General features: G+C 38.1%; 17 protein-coding genes. 13 read left to right on the top strand and 4 right to left on the bottom strand.

Annotated features, from left to right (window positions below; all coding sequences use genetic code 11):
- Window positions 1–44: 44 nt before the first annotated feature.
- Window positions 45–797, bottom strand: coding sequence for a hypothetical protein (locus L3V46_RS08110; RefSeq protein ID WP_228128958.1), 753 nt, complete (start codon window positions 795–797; stop codon window positions 45–47).
- A 112-nt stretch (window positions 798–909) separates the two neighbouring features.
- A complete protein-coding gene (locus L3V46_RS08105; RefSeq protein WP_004719361.1) occupies window positions 910–1,746 on the bottom strand; it encodes a pyruvate, water dikinase regulatory protein in 837 nt (278 codons plus the stop codon).
- A gap of 154 nt (window positions 1,747–1,900) precedes the next feature.
- Between L3V46_RS08105 and ppsA the strand changes: the two genes are divergently transcribed.
- The 9 genes from ppsA (at window position 1,901) to L3V46_RS08060 (ending at window position 13,597) form a co-directional block, all read left to right on the top strand.
- Window positions 1,901–4,279, top strand: a complete 2,379-nt coding sequence (ppsA, locus tag L3V46_RS08100) for a phosphoenolpyruvate synthase (RefSeq protein ID WP_004719359.1) — start codon at window positions 1,901–1,903, stop codon at window positions 4,277–4,279.
- 374 nt (window positions 4,280–4,653) lie between these two features.
- Complete coding sequence (locus tag L3V46_RS08095; RefSeq protein WP_239045397.1) at window positions 4,654–5,433, top strand: RDD family protein; 780 nt, start codon at window positions 4,654–4,656, stop codon at window positions 5,431–5,433.
- Between the two features lie 295 nt (window positions 5,434–5,728).
- Window positions 5,729–6,793 (top strand): ubiquinol oxidase subunit II, encoded by a 1,065-nt coding sequence (cyoA, locus tag L3V46_RS08090; RefSeq protein ID WP_004822435.1) that lies wholly within the window; start codon window positions 5,729–5,731, stop codon window positions 6,791–6,793.
- Between the two features lie 3 nt (window positions 6,794–6,796).
- Window positions 6,797–8,788, top strand: a complete 1,992-nt coding sequence (cyoB, locus tag L3V46_RS08085) for a cytochrome o ubiquinol oxidase subunit I (RefSeq protein ID WP_004719352.1) — start codon at window positions 6,797–6,799, stop codon at window positions 8,786–8,788.
- 4 nt (window positions 8,789–8,792) lie between these two features.
- Window positions 8,793–9,413 carry a cytochrome o ubiquinol oxidase subunit III gene (gene cyoC, locus L3V46_RS08080; protein WP_004719350.1) on the top strand — a complete coding sequence of 207 codons (621 nt, stop codon included), beginning with the start codon at window positions 8,793–8,795 and terminating at the stop codon, window positions 9,411–9,413.
- Complete coding sequence (gene cyoD, locus L3V46_RS08075) at window positions 9,410–9,736, top strand: cytochrome o ubiquinol oxidase subunit IV (RefSeq protein WP_171066910.1); 327 nt, start codon at window positions 9,410–9,412, stop codon at window positions 9,734–9,736. Before cyoC ends, cyoD begins: the two co-directional genes overlap by 4 nt.
- Before the next feature lie 6 nt (window positions 9,737–9,742).
- Complete coding sequence (cyoE, locus tag L3V46_RS08070) at window positions 9,743–10,621, top strand: heme o synthase (protein ID WP_004719345.1); 879 nt, start codon at window positions 9,743–9,745, stop codon at window positions 10,619–10,621.
- Window positions 10,622–10,707: 86 nt separating this feature from the next.
- The gene (locus tag L3V46_RS08065; RefSeq protein WP_239045396.1) at window positions 10,708–12,840 is read left to right on the top strand and encodes a hypothetical protein; all 2,133 of its coding nucleotides are present in this window, start codon (window positions 10,708–10,710) and stop codon (window positions 12,838–12,840) included.
- 7 nt (window positions 12,841–12,847) lie between these two features.
- The gene (locus L3V46_RS08060) at window positions 12,848–13,597 is read left to right on the top strand and encodes a DUF3142 domain-containing protein (RefSeq protein ID WP_239045395.1); all 750 of its coding nucleotides are present in this window, start codon (window positions 12,848–12,850) and stop codon (window positions 13,595–13,597) included.
- Between the two features lie 60 nt (window positions 13,598–13,657).
- Here L3V46_RS08060 and L3V46_RS08055 read toward each other — a convergent pair whose 3' ends face one another.
- Window positions 13,658–14,143: a hypothetical protein gene (locus L3V46_RS08055; RefSeq protein ID WP_239045394.1), complete on the bottom strand. Its 486-nt coding sequence runs from the start codon at window positions 14,141–14,143 to the stop codon at window positions 13,658–13,660.
- Window positions 14,144–14,409: 266 nt separating this feature from the next.
- Here L3V46_RS08055 and rpsF point away from each other — a divergent pair, with 266 nt between their 5' ends.
- From rpsF to dnaB, 4 genes are all read left to right on the top strand, one after another.
- On the top strand, window positions 14,410–14,796 hold the full coding sequence (rpsF, locus tag L3V46_RS08050) for a 30S ribosomal protein S6 (RefSeq protein WP_004719337.1): 387 nt from the start codon (window positions 14,410–14,412) through the stop codon (window positions 14,794–14,796).
- Between the two features lie 11 nt (window positions 14,797–14,807).
- A complete protein-coding gene (gene rpsR / locus L3V46_RS08045; protein WP_004719336.1) occupies window positions 14,808–15,035 on the top strand; it encodes a 30S ribosomal protein S18 in 228 nt (75 codons plus the stop codon).
- Window positions 15,036–15,044: 9 nt separating this feature from the next.
- Window positions 15,045–15,491, top strand: coding sequence for a 50S ribosomal protein L9 (gene rplI, locus L3V46_RS08040; protein ID WP_004719333.1), 447 nt, complete (start codon window positions 15,045–15,047; stop codon window positions 15,489–15,491).
- Window positions 15,492–15,710: 219 nt separating this feature from the next.
- Complete coding sequence (gene dnaB, locus L3V46_RS08035; protein WP_004719332.1) at window positions 15,711–17,156, top strand: replicative DNA helicase; 1,446 nt, start codon at window positions 15,711–15,713, stop codon at window positions 17,154–17,156.
- A gap of 57 nt (window positions 17,157–17,213) precedes the next feature.
- Here the strand turns inward: dnaB and L3V46_RS08030 are convergent, their stop codons facing one another.
- On the bottom strand, window positions 17,214–17,636 hold the full coding sequence (locus tag L3V46_RS08030) for a DUF4259 domain-containing protein (protein WP_004719330.1): 423 nt from the start codon (window positions 17,634–17,636) through the stop codon (window positions 17,214–17,216).
- Window positions 17,637–17,856: the final 220 nt, after the last annotated feature.

The raw sequence follows: 17,856 nt of genomic DNA, 5'->3' as shown, positions 1-17,856 counted from the left end.
GAGAAGGTTTGAATTTAAGAGGCTTTTAGGCCTCTTTTATTTAATTATTTGACCACACCACTGTAACGATAACCCTGTGGAGCTTTCTGATAACGTAAATAGTTATTGGTCAATTTTCCTGAAGCATTCACCACCAATATATCAATATTTTTTAAGTCTTTTGAGATACGGATAAAATCTTCAGCAGAACGCTCCCATTCCTGACAATCATTTTCAACACCGATTGAATCAAGTTTTTGAGTCTTGGTTTCAAAAATGGGGTGCGCGACAAATTTGCCGTTGTTCAATACAAAGGAGTGAATGCGATAGCCCCTTGAACAAGTACTATTAATAAATAGACTGGTGACTAAATAAACGTCCTGATTTTTAATTTTGACTTGCGCAATTTTATCGATAAATCCCACTTGAGCTAACTCTTGGGACGCCAATCCATTGCTTCGCTTCACCTGAATTAAACTATATGGTTCTCTCATCGTTCCCCCAGCAGAAACGTCCATTGTATAAAATTTGATTTTTCGATCAGGGCTGTAATGGATATCCAGCATATTTTTTTCAGTGAGTTTTGCAAACGAATATGCAAAACTCGATGAATCATTTTTTATTTTATTTTCAATTTCATTGGAAATTTTTTCATTGTACTGATCACATTCAGCACGTCCTGAACAGGTTTTTTGATAATATTTTTCAACCAACCCATTTTCAAATTTGCTCAATGATTCAGCATTGGTTTGTTGTGCAAATATACTTTGTCCACTTACAAGTATGAAAAATGAACTCACTTTTAATATCTTATTCATATAACAAATCACACTATAAAAAATAATAAACATAAAAGAAAAAGAGCCAAATCTTGATTCAGCTCAATACTGTTGTTACACCACAACACACATCAAAAAATATAATGATGGATTATCCAATACGACGTTTTAGACCTGTCATTTGTAATACGCGTGTTGAAATTTCTTCAATCGACATCTCTGAAACATTTAAATATTTAATCCCTTCAGAAATATAGATCCCTTCAACAGCACGCAGCTCCATCTGACACTGCGAAAAGCTCGCATAGCGACTATTGGCTTTACGTTCAGAACGAATGGCAACGAGACGTTCAGCATCAATCATCAAACCAAATAGTTTATTTTTATGTTCTTTCAGTACCGCAGGTAAGCGATTATCGTCTAAATCTTCTTCGGTCAATGGGTAGTTTGCAACTCGAATACCAAACTGCAAAGATAAATAAATTGAAGTTGGAGTTTTACCAGAACGCGATACGCCGATCAGGATTAAATCTGCTTTGTCATAATGGCGGGTACGTGCCCCATCATCGTTATCCAAAGCAAAATGAACAGCATCAATACGTGCTTTATACGACTCAGAATCCGTCACAGCATGGGTTTGTCCGACTAAAGTTGTAGGCGGTGTACCTAAAACGTCCGACAACTTACTAATAAGCCCTTCAAAAACATCAAGATTTACAGCATTTGCAGTGTTAATAATGTCACGAACATAAGGGTCAACCAAAGTATCGAATACCAAAGGTTGTTGACCATCTTTATCCGCCCTTTTATTGATTTCTTCGACTACATTCATTGCAGCTTCTTCAGAGGTAATATAGGGAATAATATGGATATCAAACTTTACATGAGGAAATTGCGCTAATAATGAATGCCCAAGGGTTTCAGCCGTAATCGCTGTACCATCAGAAATAAAAAATACGCTCCGCTTTATTTGGTTACTTTCTGACATTAAAAATCTCCTCAAACATTTGTCTTAGCGATGTATAATCTTTATAGTAAGCCCATCTTACATGACTATCACTTAGTTGAATCAAAATGCTAAGTTTTTTGTTATAATTTCATGCCAAGATAGTGATTAATACTGCATAAGTGGAGTAACAACTTTGGAAGCACGCGTAATCGGTCTGGAAAAACTAGGTAAACACGACGTTGAGATCGTGGGTGGTAAAAACTCTTCACTTGGGGAAATGATCAGTCATTTAGCAAATGCTGGTGTATCGGTTCCAGGTGGATTTGCAACGACTGCTGATGCATATCGCGAATTCCTAGAGCAAAGTGGCCTAAATGCTAAAATCAATGCAGAACTTGCAGCATTAAATGTTGATGATGTAATCGCACTGGCAGAAACTGGTGCAAAAATCCGTCAATGGATTGTAGAAACTCCACTTACTACAGGTCTAGAGACTGAAGTTCGCGAAGCATTTGCTGCCCTTTCTAACGGTAATCCTGACATCGCTGTTGCGGTACGTTCTTCTGCAACTGCTGAAGACTTACCAGATGCTTCATTTGCGGGTCAACAAGAAACTTTCTTAAACATTCGTGGGATCGACAACGTTCTTATCGCAATTAAAGAAGTTTTTGCTTCACTTTATAATGACCGTGCCATTGCTTACCGTGTACACCAAAATTTTGCACATGATATTGTTGCGCTTTCTGCTGGTATTCAGCGTATGGTTCGCTCTGAAACGGGTGCTGCAGGTGTAATGTTTACACTTGATACAGAATCTGGTTTCCGTGAAGCAGTATTTATTACTGCTTCTTACGGTTTGGGGGAAATGGTTGTACAAGGTGCAGTAAACCCTGACGAATTCTATGTTTCTAAGCCACTTCTAAGAAATGGCAAACATGCCGTTATTCGCCGTAATCTTGGTTCTAAACACCAAAAAATGATTTATGGTGAAGAAGGTGCTGCGGGTAAATCTGTTGTGGTTGTTGATGTTGAAAAAACAGATCGTCAGCAATTTGCTTTAAATGATTTAGAGCTTCAAGAACTTGCTAAACAAGCCTTGATCATTGAAGAACATTATCAAGCGCCGATGGATATCGAATGGGCAAAAGACGGTGATGATGGTCAAATCTATATCGTTCAAGCACGCCCTGAAACGGTAAAAAGCCGTGAGAATGTCGGCACAATGGAACGTTACCTCCTTAAACAAAAAGGTACAGTTCTTTGTGAAGGTCGTTCAATTGGTCAACGTATTGGTTCTGGTAAAGTTCGTATCGTTACCTCAATTAAAGAAATGGACAAAGTACAAGAAGGTGATGTTCTTGTATCTGACATGACTGACCCAGATTGGGAACCAGTGATGAAACGTGCGGCTGCAATTGTAACTAACCGTGGTGGTCGTACTTGTCATGCGGCAATTATTGCCCGTGAACTTGGTGTTCCTGCCATCGTAGGTTGTGGTAATGCAACAGAAGTGCTTGTTGATGGTCAAGAAGTCACTGTTTCTTGTGCTGAAGGTGATACAGGCTTTATTTATGAAGGTGCGTTAGATTTCGAAATTCAACGTAACTCGATCGAATCTATGCCTAAACTTCCGTTCAAAATTATGATGAACGTAGGTAACCCTGACCGTGCATTTGACTTTGCTCAAATTCCAAACGAAGGGATTGGTCTTGCACGTTTAGAATTCATCATCAACCGTATGATTGGTGTGCATCCAAAAGCGTTGTTAAACATTGACAGCCTACCACGCGAAACACGTGCGGCCGTTCTGGCACGTACTGCTGGTTATGCATCACCGATTGAATTCTATGTTGAAAAATTGGTTGAAGGTATTTCTACCCTTGCAGCTGCATTTGCTGACAAACCAGTAATTGTTCGTATGTCTGACTTTAAGTCGAATGAATATGCAAACTTGATTGGTGGTAAGCTTTACGAGCCTGAAGAAGAAAACCCAATGCTTGGTTTCCGTGGTGCGAGTCGTTATGTATCTGATAACTTCCGTGACTGCTTTGAACTCGAATGCCGTGCATTGAAAAAAGCACGTGATGAAATGGGTTTAACCAACATTCAAATCATGATTCCTTTTGTACGTACAGTATCTGAAGCGAAACGTGTTATTGAGTTATTGGCTCAGAACGGTCTTAGACGTGGTGAAAACGGTCTTAAAGTGATCATGATGTGTGAGTTACCAACAAACGCATTACTTGCTGAACAATTCCTTGAACACTTCGATGGTTTCTCTATCGGTTCAAATGACTTAACTCAGCTAACACTTGGTTTAGACCGTGACTCTGGTATCGTTTCTCACTTGTTTGACGAACGTGATCCAGCAGTAAAAGCATTACTTTCTATGGCAATTCATGCTTGCCGTAAAGCGGGTAAATATGTAGGTATCTGTGGTCAAGGTCCTTCTGATCACCCTGATCTTGCAAAATGGTTAATGGAACAAGGTATTGAATCTGTTTCATTAAACCCAGACTCAGTTTTAGATACTTGGTTCTTCCTTGCAGAAGAAAAGATTAAACAATCTTAATCAAAGCTGTTTAAAAAGACCCTCTAGCAGGGTCTTTTTTATGTATATTTTTTAAACTTTGATTTTAATATTCTATGAAGTATCAGATTTAAGATTGGTAGTTTTTAACGTAGATGCAAATATTAGATATATCGTTGGTGTATTCAGTTTTCACATCTGTGTTTGAATGTTGAACCAAGTTTTACAGTCACTCCTCTGCTGCTAAATAGGTTAATTTTTCTTGATATTTTAAGATTTCGTGTAAATTTAATGTTAATACATTCAAAAATCTAGTATACATAGTGGTTTAAAAAAGTAGGTGAACAAAGTTGCGGTTATGTTCATTTTCATCTACCAATTTTGTACTTTTAGATTTATTTTGAGAATTAAGTTTTATGCAAATTTACTTGGCGAGAAATAACCAACAAGCTGGTCCGTATTCAATTGAACAACTGAATCAAATGCTTGCAAGCCAGCAAGTACTTTTAACAGATTTAGCTTGGCATCAAGGATTAACGGAATGGAAAGCACTTGGTGAACTTACACAAGGTAAACTTGTTTATGAGCCTATTGGTTATGTCACACCAACGTCATCAAACAACGAACAAATTGATCGTCAACAAAATCCGGCTATCACCAATATAAAAATTGAAAAAAGTACAAAAAAAATCATTAAAGCAGCACCTGTAGGTAAACGAATCTCAGCCAAACTTATCGATTTTGCCCTTTTGTTTTTACCCCAATTCATCGCTATTGCTTATTTTATGCCTGAAGATGCAATCAAAGTTGCTTCAGATGGTTTTTCAGTAGACAACCAAGTTAAAATTGCTGAAATGATCAGTCAAAGTATGCCAGCCTATCTGAATATTGCTCTGATGGTCTTTGTACTTATTCTCTTGATCACTCAATGCTTTATGATTACCAAACTTGGACAATCTATTGGTAAAAAAATATTCAAACTGCAGATTGTTGATGTCAATACCAATCAATTGCCAGGGTCGCTAAGAGGATTTTTTGTTCGTTCATTTTTATTTCTTATCCTGTCTCAAGTTATGAGCGTATTGCCTCTGATTGCCATCATTTTCATTGTTGATTTGTTCATGTTTTTCTCTAAAGAGAATTATGCATTACATGATCGTATTTCTAAAACCAAAGTTATTGATCTTTCAGAATAATTCAAATGGCGGTTATACCGCCATTTTTTATCGCTAGCCAAGCACAAAATAATAATTTATGTTTTTGTTTTCCTTATAATTCCGACTAAAAATATCAGGTATTTTTACATCAATATATTCAACCTCTATGTATAGCTAAGTTTGACGATATGAGGCATAATGCCCTACAACGTAGCGGTGTCAGATCATTGAGAATGTTTTCTATTTAGAAATAATAGTCATTTTCAATCATGCGGCACTTTAATCGCTATCCCATATTTATATAGGGAATGGGACTCTTCACCGAGGTTGTAAAATGAGACAAACGACTTTAGCTGTATTGTCTTTATCTGCGATCGCCGCACTCTTAACTGGGTGTGGTGGTGATATAGTACTTCTAAACTCTAAAGGTCCAGTCGCTGAAGGTCAAAGTAGCCTGATGATGACTGCGATCTACTTAATGCTATTGGTCGTAATTCCTTCGATCTTGATGGCATTGTGGTTTGGTTGGAAATATCGCGCGTCAAATAAAGATGCAGACTATAAACCTACATGGGCACACTCTACTGCGATTGAAATTGTAGTATGGGGTATCCCGTGTATTATTATTGCTATTCTTGCGTATTTAACATGGTGGGGTTCACACAAATATGACCCTTACAGACCATTAACGAATACTCAAGGTCAGATGGAAGAACATTTAAAAATTCAAGCAGTCGCTGAACAATTTAAATGGGTATTTATCTATCCTGAACAACAAATAGCTACAATTAACGAAGTTCGTTTCCCAGTCAATAAACCAATTGAATTTCAAATCACTTCTAACTTTACAATGAACTCATTCTTCATTCCTAAGTTAGCAGGTCAGGTTTATGCAATGGCAGGTATGCAAACTAAGTTACATATGCTTGCAGAACATCCAAGTCCAGCAGATGGCTACCGTGGATTCTCAGCAAACTATAGCGGCTATGGCTTTACGCAAATGCGTTTCAGAGCTCATGCTGTTTCAGATGCTGACTTCAACACTTGGGTAGACGCTATTAAAGCAGGTAAAGGTACTTCAATTAATCCTGAAGCGATCCAAAAAACCACGCTTGATGCGACTGAATTTGCTACGCTCAAAGATGGTGATCGTTCTAAACACCAAATTGAAGCAATGCTGAACAATGCGCATACTCCAGAAGAACTTAAAGCTGCACACGAAGCTGAACGTAAAGGTCCATTCCCTACTAAGCCTCATCCTGTGACTTATTATTCTTCAGTTACGCCTGACTTGTTCAAAAGCATTATCAACACTTACATGAGCAACTACCATGGTGCAGACCATGCAGGTGCTGAACATGCAGGTGCTGAACATGCAACTGCTTCTGTAGGGGAATAAGACATGTCTTTGTTATTAGGTAAACTCAATTGGGATGCAATCCCTAAAGAGCCGATTGTACTTGTAACAATGGTCATTATGGCTCTTGGTGCAATTGCAGTTTTCGGCGGTATCACCTATTTCAAAAAATGGGGTTACCTCTGGAATGTATGGTTTAAATCTGTAGACCATAAAAAAATTGGTATTATGTATATCCTTGTGTCTGTTGTGATGCTACTTCGTGGTTTCGCAGATGCAATCATGATGCGTCTTCAACTGTTCCTTGCAAAAGGTGGCGGTGAAGGTTACTTACATCCAGACCATTACGATCAGATCTTCACCGCACATGGTGTAATCATGATCTTCTTCGTAGCAATGGGTCTTGTTGTTGGTATGATGAACATCACTGTACCACTTCAAATTGGTGCGCGTGACGTTGCATTCCCATTATTAAACTCTGTGAGCTTCTGGTTATTTGCTGGTGCTGCTGGTTTGATGATGGTTTCACTAGTATTAGGTGAGTTTGCTGCAACAGGTTGGATGGCTTATCCACCTCTTTCTGGCATTCAATATTCTCCTGGTGTTGGTGTTGACTACTATATCTGGGCACTTCAGGTTTCTGGTCTAGGTACGCTTTTAACCGGTGTTAACTTCTTTGTTACCATCATCAAAATGCGTGCACCTGGTATGAAACTTATGGACATGCCGATCTTTACTTGGACTGCACTTTGTACAGCAGTATTGATCATTGCATCTTTCCCAGTATTGACTGCAACAATTGCAATGTTAACGCTAGACCGTTACTTCGGTTTCCACTTCTTCACCAATGAGCTTGGCGGTAGCCCAATGCTTTATGTGAACTTGATTTGGACATGGGGTCACCCAGAAGTATATATCTTAGTATTACCTGCTTTTGGTCTTTACTCTGAAATCGTTTCAACGTTCTCTCGTAAAACGTTGTTCGGTTACAAGTCTATGGTGTATGCAACGATTGCGATTACAGTACTTGCTTTCGTGGTATGGTTACACCACTTCTTTACCATGGGTGCTGGTGCCAACGTTAACGCGTTCTTCGGTATCATGACCATGATTATTGCGATTCCTACTGGTGTGAAAATCTTCTCATGGTTATTCACTATGTATAAGGGTCGTATTACCTTTACATCACCAATGTACTGGACACTTGGCTTCCTTGTGACTTTCGGTATCGGTGGTTTAACGGGTGTATTGATGGCTGTTCCACCAGCTGACTTCTTGGTACACAACTCTTTATTCTTGATCGCTCACTTCCATAACGTAATTATTGGTGGTGTTGTATTCGGTATGTTCGCAGGTATCACTTTCTACTGGCCAAAAATGTTTGGTTGGAAGTTAAATGAAACTTGGGGTAAAGCATCGTTCTGGTTCTGGTTCTTTGGTTTCTATTTTGCATTCATGCCACTTTATATCCTTGGTTTCATGGGTATGACACGTCGTTTGAATACATATGACAACCCTGAATGGGACCCATACTTAGCAATTGCTTTGTTTGGTGCTGTGCTTGTAGCAATCGGTATTGCTTGTTTCTTAATGCAAGTTATTGTTGGTTTCTTACAACGTCACGACAACATGGACAACACAGGCGATCCATGGGATGGTCGTGTACTTGAATGGTCTACTTCATCCCCTGCTCCGTTCTATAACTTTGCTGAAATTCCAAAAATCAATGGTATTGATACTTTCTGGAATGACAAAGAGAATGGTGTAGCGTATGCACGTCCTGAGAAATATGAAGATATTCATATGCCAACTGACCGTGCTGCTGGTTTTGTTATTGCCTTGTTCATTACAGCAATGGGCTTCGCTTTAATCTGGCATATCTGGTGGTTAGTCGTTGCAACTTTCCTTGGTGCTGTTATCAGCTTCATCGTAAGTTCATTCACTAAAAAAGTGGACTACTACGTACCAGCTGCTGAAGTAGAACGTATCGAAAACGAGCGTTATGCTTTACTTGAAAAACACTTGAAGAAGGACTAAGGATATGGCTGAAGTACTTCATCACGACAACCACGGACACGATGAACATCATCATCACGATGATACAGACATCACCGTCTTTGGTTTCTGGACATACTTGATGAGTGACTTGATTTTATTCGGTACACTCTTCATCGCGTTCGCTGTATTAAGCAGTCATATTCCGCCTGGTACTCCAAGTCCAAAAGAGTTATTTGGTGAGTCTTTAGGTTTCGTACTTGTTGAAACCTTTGCTCTCTTGATTTCTTCTGTGACTTTCGGTTTTGCGGTACTTGCTTCTTACAAGAAAAATGTTAACCAAGTGCTTATGTGGTTAATTATCACTTGGCTCTTTGGTGCAACATTCATCGGTATGGAACTTTATGAATTTAATCATTTAGTTCACGCTGGTCATGGTCCTACCCACAGTGCGTTTTTATCTGCGTTCTTTACCCTTGTAGGTACGCATGGTATCCACGTAACATCTGGTTTGGTCTGGATGATCGTGTTAATGGTTCAAATCAAGAAAAATGGTTTGACTGTTCCAAATACACGTCGTCTTGCTTGCCTAAGTTTGTTCTGGCACTTCCTTGACATCGTTTGGATCTGTGTATTCAGCGTAGTTTATTTACTGGGAGCTTTATAATGAGTCATGATCATAATGCTGCTGGTGCTTCGCACGGAAACATCAAACAATACTCTATCGGCTTCATTCTTTCTGTCGTATTGACCATCATCCCTTTCGGGATGGTGATGAAAGGAATGACTGGTGGTGCAGTTGTTGCAACGATTGCGATCACTGCGATTGCTCAGGTTCTTGTACAATTAGTTTTCTTCTTGCACATGAATTCATCTTCTGAACAACGCTGGAATGTGATTGCATTCATCTATACGATTCTGACGATTGCAGTTCTATTAATTGGTTCTGTATGGATCATGAACTACTTACATTCAAACATGATGCTCTAGGGTGTCATGTTGAAAAAATATCTATTCCTGACTAAGCCAGGAATTCTCTTTGGTAACTTCGTTACCACTTTGGGCGGCTTTTTCTTAGCCGCTCAAGGTTCTGTAGATTTCCTTTTACTTCTCATCACATTACTCGGCACTACGCTTGTCGTTGCCTCTGGCTGTGTGGTGAATAATGTCATTGACCAAGACATTGACCAAAAAATGCAACGTACAATGAATCGTGCGCTTGTCAAAAAAACCATCAGCCCAACAGTTGCTTTAATTTTTTCTGCTGTGCTCGGTTTAATTGGCTTTGCTTTGTTGTGGTTTTTTGTCAACGCCTACGCATTTGGCTTTGCTGTACTCGGCTTTGTTGTGTATGTGATTTTTTATAGTCTTTGGAGTAAACGTACTACCATTCACCAAACTGTGATTGGAAGTATTTCTGGCGCAAGCCCTCCTGTAATTGGATATACTGCTGTTTCCAACGGATTTGATGTTGCCGCTTTGCTGATTTTTTTAGCTTATGCACTCTGGCAAATGCCACATTCTTGGGGAATTGCAATCTATCGATTTGATGATTATAAAAATGCAAATATTCCAATTTTACCTGTAGCCCGTTCAATTTTTCGCACGAAAGTTGAAAGTTTAATTTACGTTATTCTGTTTGCTGCAGTTTTAAATGGATTGTATTGTTTTGGCTATACCAACATTTTCTTCCTTATTACCTTTAATGCTTTATGTGCCTATTGGGTATATTTATCGATTATTGGATTTAAAGCTGAAAATGATCAGGTCTGGGCAAAAAAATATTTTTTGTATTCCGTCATTCTAATTACAGCGCTCAGTGTGAGCTTTAGTTTTAGTTATGTCTCCCCTGCACCTCATTTGCCACTGTTTTAAAAAAAGATAGAGTTCTCTCTATCTTTTTTTTATCTGCATAAATAAAATTAAAATATTAAAATTTTTATTATAACGATAGGCACTTTATGCTTTTTAAAAATAAAACACTGCAATATGTCTTTCTTGTCGGTTTACCTTTGGTAGTTCACCCTACTTCTAGCTTTGCTGGCGCTGCAGAAGAAATCGCATCACCAACTTTTGACCTAAACAACAATCAATATCGTATATTAAATCTCCCTATACTCTATCCAGCCAATGACAATAGAACCAACATGATGCTACTGCTAAGTGACAAAGGTTTAGCAAGTATCAAAGCATTTGAAGTTGATAAAATGAGTTTATGGGATACGTCTAGTGGCTTAGTCCCTTTTTACCCAACCGAACTAACTCAAGCATCTGAAAATAAGATTCCAAACAAACGTGCTTTTTATGATGCAAATGATCACGTCTATGATGAGCGCTGTATAACCCTCAAATCTGGTGCTGAAGTTTTTCTTCAACAAGTTTCAAATCACAAGAAAATATCTCAAAACGAAAAAAGCAGCTTGTTAGAACAACGAAATCAGATCAAAAATTGTCAACAAACTATTCCACTGATTCAGGTCAATACAGAATGGACACAATCCGCTCAACAGTATGCTTCTTATTTAAATGGGATCATTTTATTTTACAAAGCTAACTATTCCTCAGCAACTAAAATATTTACAGCACTAAGCCAAGTTGATGACCCTTGGTTAAAAGAAACCGCTCAATACATGCTCATCCGCACATCATTAAATGAGCTGTATAGCCAGTCATTAGGAACTTATGGTGATTTAGATACTCAAAAAGTTGATCAAGCGCTTCTTAAAACTTTTTTTAATCGCATTACTGATTATTTTAAGCTTTACCCTAAAGGTCAATACGTAGCCAGTGCCAGAGGCTTTTTACGCCGAGGCTACTGGATTGCCAATCAACAAGATGCGCTAGTCAAAGAGATGATTTGGCAGATGGATCACCCCAGATCAGATTATTACAATCTCGATATGTCCACATTGGCGGCCGAAATAGATCGCAAGGTATTTGGTTTAGAAAACTTCAATGCAAAAACACTCAACGATCCTTTCTTTTTAGCCATTTATGATCTGATGTATATGCGTCAGAGTGATTCTACGCAGTACCGGCCAATTAGCTGGTCCGAGTTAAATGCACAAAAACCTGTATTTAAGGAGCAACCTGAGTTGTTCCGTTATTTACAAGCCGTTCATTTATATTTTATTCAGAAAAAACCGCAAGATGCGTTAAATTATTTACCGAAACAAAAACCCAATTCCATTCAAAATTATTTAGAACTCAGCCAATATACGCTTAAAGGGGTCATTCTTGAAAAAAGTAGTGATAAAAATCTGATTGGACAATATTGGGACCATTTACTCGCAATTTCTGCTAATCCTTATCAAAAAGCTTTGGCAGAAGTCGCCCTAGCGATTCACTATAAAAACACCAATAACCAAAATGCCTTTTTAGGAAATCATTCAAAAATCAAACAAGCAAGCTTACAGAAAGCATTCATTACTCAAATTGCCGATGTCAAAGCTTTAGAAAGTATCATTACTGCCAAAGACAGTTCAGCTGATAAAAAGAATCTGGCTTTATATACATTATTAGATAAAAGCTTAATGAGTCAAAACTATGCGGTATTCAATAAAGCCTATACCACATGGTTACCTCAAGATGCCTCAGAATACAAAGCATACAACAGCAAAATTAAAGCTTATAAGTCAGAACCCCACTTCGAAGTTTTTGTTTGGAATGGTCATGAAATTACACCAACGCTCAAATGCCCTAAATTAAGCACCTTAACAGCTGGCTTAGAAAAAAATCCAAAAAATTTAACTTATCGTTTATGCCTAGGCGAATATATGCGTAATCAAGGCACTGCTTTAGAAAATTTTTATGGTGACTATTACTATGGTCCAAGTTTTAGCCAGCCGAAAAATGCCTTTACAGGTGAAACTTTTAGTCGTGGTGAGGTCTATAAAGAAATTATTAAATCCAATTCTAAAAGTGAATTACAAGCTTATGCGCTTTATCGCGCTGTGATGTGTTATTCGCCGAGTAGTATAAATGTCTGTGGTGGAAAAGAGGCCACAAAATCCACACGCAAACAATGGTACGCACAAATTAAACGTGACTATCCAAATACCACATGGGCAAAATCTTTAAAATATTATTGGTAGTTGATTCATGCTTAAACAGATTTTCTCGGTTCTACTGACAATCCAATGTTGTTTAGGATTAATGGCGTGTCAACCGAGTCAATCCGCAACAGCCTTAGATCAGGTCAATGCAAATGACTATGATACCTTTTGGATTTGGGGAAATATCAAGTCTGCGCCTTATTTAAGTAAAGCAAAGGAAATCTATATTTTACAAGGTGAAGTTAGGCTGGAGAAAAATTCCAACCAATCTATCTTGATCCAACAAGGCATTTCTGTGGTTAAGATTCCACATCAAAAAGTATGGTTAGTTTTTCGAAATCATCATTTAAATTGGCAAGGCGCTGAAATAGAAAAAATTTTACAACGCGTCCGACAGTGGGAAAGCGCAGGCAATCACATTCAAGGTATTCAAATCGACTTTGATGCACCAACTAAAAATTTAAAAGCGTATGGCTTATTTCTACAACAGCTTAGAAAGCAGTTACCACAGCATTATCAACTCAGCATCACCAGTTTGATGGATTGGGCAAATCTGCGTGATCCAGTTACACTTAGGCTATTTAGAGAAAATATTGATGAAATGGTGATTCAAACCTATCAAGGCACTACGACTATTCTAAATTATCAGACTTATTTAACCAAGGCTTCAACATTGAAACTGCCTTATAAAATTGGCTTGGTACAACATGGTAAATGGGATCAGCAACTTAAATTTGATACTGATCCAAACTTTAAGGGTTTTGTGGTGTTTTTATTACCACAAAATAAATCATGAATTAATCTAATCAATAAATTGATGTTTTTATTCAATTTAACTTCTAATTGAGTGACCCAATTAACTTCCAAAAAAAACAGAATCATGCTCAAACCGAGCAAATAATGCATCCATTTTTCCCGCATATTTCATATCCAGTTGATGCCATAATTTTTTCGGAAGTGGAATAAATTCTAATGTGTCGGAACCATCAGAAGCTTTACAGAAACGGATTTCATACTCAGGTTGTAAAATTTCATTGAGTGACCGTAGTGTGGTATCACGATCAGCACCTTCTCCTTGATAAGGAATCAACAATGATTTTTCACCATAATGAATTGTGATGCTAAAACCTTGTTGATTATCAGCATTTTCAAGTTCAGCAGACAATTGTCCAGTTTCTAAAATATTTTCACAATAGCCAATAATTGCATCATCCTCTTCTCTCCAATCCACCACCATGACAATGTCATAACGACCATCAAAAACATCAAAGTAGAAGTCTTGTGTAGGGTTTTCAATATAAGATTCAATGGTTTCAAGTTTTTCAGTACTGTAGTTTGTCATTTTAGTGATCCATATTTTTATTCATTTTTAATCTAAATAGGTACAAGATGAAATTCAATCTCGGGGCTGTAAAATTTTAGTGGTTATTCCAATAAATATTTGAATATTAAATTGTGTTTGCGCACAAACTTTCCTATAATAGGCGCTCGCAATTTTTGCGGCACAATCTACTGGCTTTTAAACTGTTGTTTAAAGTTTATGCTGATTGTGACTCCTTGCTTCAATCTTTTTAAGGTTGGGGCTGTATAAACCGTAAGGAGCTGACAATGCGTCACTACGAAATCGTAATTCTGGTACACCCAGACCAAAGCGATCAAGTTGTGGGAATGGTAGAACGCTACATTTCTCACATCAAAGATGCTGAAGGTCAAATTCACCGTCTTGAAGATTGGGGCCGTCGCCAATTGGCTTACCCAATTAACAAAATCCATAAAGCGCATTACATTTTAATGAACATTGAATGTAACCAAACTACGCTTAATGAATTAGAAGAATTGTTCCGTTATAACGATGCAATCCTTCGTAACGTGATTATCCGTCGTGAAAACGCAATCACTGAAGAATCTTTACTCGCTAAGAGTGCTGAAGAAAAACGTGCGCGTAAAGCTCAACGTGAAGAAGCACAACAAGCTCAAGATTCTGTTGAAGCATAAGGAGAACATCAATGGCACGTTTTTACCGTCGTCGCAAGTTCTGCCGCTTTACAGCTGAGAACGTTACGTACATCGACTACAAAGATATCGACACTTTAAAACAGTACATCACTGAAAACGGCAAGATTGTTCCTAGCCGTATTACAGGTACTAAAGCTCGTTACCAACGTCAATTAGCGCTTGCTATCAAACAAGCTCGCTACTTAGCGTTGATTCCTTACACTGACAATCATAAGTGAGGTTGAGCCGTGGATATTATTTTATTACAACGCATTAAAAACCTTGGTAAATTAGGCGATAAAGTTTCAGTTAAAGCTGGTTACGGCCGTAACTACCTTATCCCTCAAGGTAAAGCAGTTGCAGCGACTGAAGCGAATACTGCTGCATTTGAAGCTCGTCGTGCAGAACTTGAGAAAGGTGAAGCTGAAGTTTTAGCTGCTGCTCAAGCACGTGCTGACCAATTGAACGAAGTAAACATCGTTATCACTGCGAAAGCTGGTGATGAAGGTAAATTATTCGGTTCAATCGGTACTCGTGATATCGCTGACGCGTTAACAAATGCTGGTCTTGTTGTTGACCGTGCTGAAGTTCGTTTACCGAACGGTGCACTTCGTCACACTGGCGAATTTAACATCGCAATCCAATTGCATCATGATGTTACTGCTGAAGTTCTCGTTACTATCGTATCTGAGTAATTTCTTGCAGAAAAAAAGAGCATACTTTTGTATGCTCTTTTTTTATCTTTAAATTTTAGCTCGGATCAGCTGAAATTGTTTCTAGTTGATTCATTCCCCTACTTATCGGTATTACTGTTAGATACTTTTAGTATTTTGCATTAAGATAAGTGAGTACTTCAGTACACACGTACATTACGTAAATAATGTTTTTGCACGATTTAAAAATCAAGGTTTTATATGTCTCAGGCAACTGCCACAGCTCAACAGAATCCCTTCAGCACTGATGCAAAAAACAAAGACAATGCTCAGTTAAAAGAGTTTCGTACGCCTCCTCATAACTTGGCAATTGAACAAGCTGTACTGGCTGCATTGATGACGGTTGCTGAGTCTTTTGAACAAGTCAGTGATACTTTGAATGAAACTGATTTTTATGCAACACGTCACAAATATATCTTCCGTGCAATCGAAAAACTGGCACAAGAAAACTCTCCATATGATGCAGTTTTAGTCAACGATTGGCTGATTAAGCAAAACTTGCTTGATGCAATTGGCGGTGAAGAATATTTAATGCAATTGATGTCAGATTCACCTTCAAGTTTCTATAACCTAGAAACCTATGCGGGCAAAATCAAAGAATTTTCAACGTTAAGAAGCATGATTAAAGTGGGCAATGAAATCCTGCAAAATGCTTATGACACCAAAGGTCGTGAAGTCAGTGAAATTCTAGATCTTGCTGAAACCAATATTTTCTCTATTGCAGAACAACATAATAATAATGCCAAAGCACAAGGGCCAAAAGCCATTACCTCAGTTGTAGCAGACGTTTTTGATAAGTTAAATGAACTTTCTCAAATGGAAGGCAATATCACTGGTTTAACCACAGGTTTTATGGAGTTAGACAATAAAACCTCTGGTATGCAAGCTGGTGATATGATCATTGTTGCTGCACGTCCGTCGATGGGTAAAACAACCTTTGCCATGAACCTTGTAGAAAGTGTGTTATTTAACTGTGATCTTCCAGCACTGGTTTTCTCTATGGAGATGCCAGCAGATTCTATCGCCATGCGTCTCATTTCAGCATACGGTAAAGTCCATCAAGGGCATTTACGTTCAGGTAAGCTTGACGGCGATGAATGGTCTAAAGTCACAGGAACCATTTTACAGCTACAAGAAAAACATCTTTATATTGATGATTCATCTGCACTGCCACCAACGGAACTTCGGGCACGTGCACGACGTATTGCCAAACAACATGGTGGCAAGCTGGGTTGTATCATGATCGATTATCTACAATTGATGAAAGTGCCAGGCATGGGTGATAACCGTGTTGGTGAGATTGGTGAAATTTCACGAAGCTTAAAAGCCCTTGCCAAGGAAATGATGTGCCCTGTTATTGCACTGTCACAGCTTAACCGTTCTCTGGAAAACCGCCCAAATAAACGTCCGGTAATGTCCGACTTACGTGAATCAGGTGCAATCGAGCAGGATGCCGATTTAATTATGTTTATTTACCGTGATGAGGTTTATAACAAAGAGTCGAAAGAAGCAGGCACAGCTGAAATTATCATTGGTAAACAACGTAATGGCCCGATCGGGACTGTACGTTTAGCCTTTGAAGGTCAATATACGCGCTTTAGTAATCTATCGCCTGAGTATTATGCGCAATATCAAGATGAAGAATAATGCTGATCAATAAAGTTAGCATCATTTAACACTGCTGTTGAGATGAGATTTTAACCTTCAAATCTTGGAACTTAAAGTCTCTCTCAATGTTTCAATATTCTTAGTCCATTCATCATAATCATCTGAATCTTGCCAAAGCTCATCCAATTCAGAGTTTTCACTGGTCAATAATAATAATGCAGTCAATGCTTTGGGAATAAGCGCATAATTGACATTGTTTTTATTCTGTTCTAGCCATTTTTCTACAGGTTCAGGATAATATTCATTTTCTTCAATCCCTTCACCAAATGATTTAGCTAAAACATCTGCCGCAGCATGCGCAATACAGCCAATATCTGCATCGATAAACTCTTCGGTTGCCATATCAATCATTTCATCAAAAGCTTGTTCAATGACAACATGCCCATCTTGCTCTTCAAACTCATAGGCCCAATCACTTGCAGTATCATTTCCAAATGGTTCATGTGACCATGTTCCCATACACCCTCCGAAATAAATCCTTAAATTTAAATATAAAATGTACGATTTTATTTAAAAAATAAAGTGCAATATCTTTACAAATTATGTGCAAAGCGCTTAGCAAAAATTTTATCGATACAAAATCAATAAACCATTAAAAACACAAATGTTTATGTTTATTTAAAGCTGATAGGACTACAATATTTAGCGTTTTAAAGCTGCACTTTTTTTAAAGTTAGGC

Source organism: Acinetobacter sp. AG3 (assembly GCF_022343575.1).
Taxonomy (GTDB): Bacteria; Pseudomonadota; Gammaproteobacteria; order Pseudomonadales; family Moraxellaceae; genus Acinetobacter; species Acinetobacter guillouiae.
The sequence above is the reverse complement of the archived record's forward strand: the minus strand, read 5'-3'. Positions and strand labels throughout refer to the sequence as shown.

Bases quoted from the DNA above. Each gene is read 5' to 3' on its own strand.
- dnaB (WP_004719332.1), top strand. From the start codon at position 15,711: ATGTCTCAGGCAACTGCCACAGCTCAACAGAATCCCTTCAGCACTGAT.
- L3V46_RS08095 (WP_239045397.1), top strand. From the start codon at position 4,654: ATGCAAATTTACTTGGCGAGAAATAACCAACAAGCTGGTCCGTATTCA.
- L3V46_RS08105 (WP_004719361.1), bottom strand. From the start codon at position 1,746: ATGTCAGAAAGTAACCAAATAAAGCGGAGCGTATTTTTTATTTCTGAT.
- L3V46_RS08065 (WP_239045396.1), top strand. From the start codon at position 10,708: ATGCTTTTTAAAAATAAAACACTGCAATATGTCTTTCTTGTCGGTTTA.
- cyoE (WP_004719345.1), top strand. From the start codon at position 9,743: ATGTTGAAAAAATATCTATTCCTGACTAAGCCAGGAATTCTCTTTGGT.
- L3V46_RS08055 (WP_239045394.1), bottom strand. From the start codon at position 14,143: ATGACAAACTACAGTACTGAAAAACTTGAAACCATTGAATCTTATATT.
- cyoC (WP_004719350.1), top strand. From the start codon at position 8,793: ATGGCTGAAGTACTTCATCACGACAACCACGGACACGATGAACATCAT.
- cyoB (WP_004719352.1), top strand. From the start codon at position 6,797: ATGTCTTTGTTATTAGGTAAACTCAATTGGGATGCAATCCCTAAAGAG.
- L3V46_RS08030 (WP_004719330.1), bottom strand. From the start codon at position 17,636: ATGGGAACATGGTCACATGAACCATTTGGAAATGATACTGCAAGTGAT.
- cyoA (WP_004822435.1), top strand. From the start codon at position 5,729: ATGAGACAAACGACTTTAGCTGTATTGTCTTTATCTGCGATCGCCGCA.
- rpsR (WP_004719336.1), top strand. From the start codon at position 14,808: ATGGCACGTTTTTACCGTCGTCGCAAGTTCTGCCGCTTTACAGCTGAG.
- rpsF (WP_004719337.1), top strand. From the start codon at position 14,410: ATGCGTCACTACGAAATCGTAATTCTGGTACACCCAGACCAAAGCGAT.
- L3V46_RS08060 (WP_239045395.1), top strand. From the start codon at position 12,848: ATGCTTAAACAGATTTTCTCGGTTCTACTGACAATCCAATGTTGTTTA.
- L3V46_RS08110 (WP_228128958.1), bottom strand. From the start codon at position 797: ATGAATAAGATATTAAAAGTGAGTTCATTTTTCATACTTGTAAGTGGA.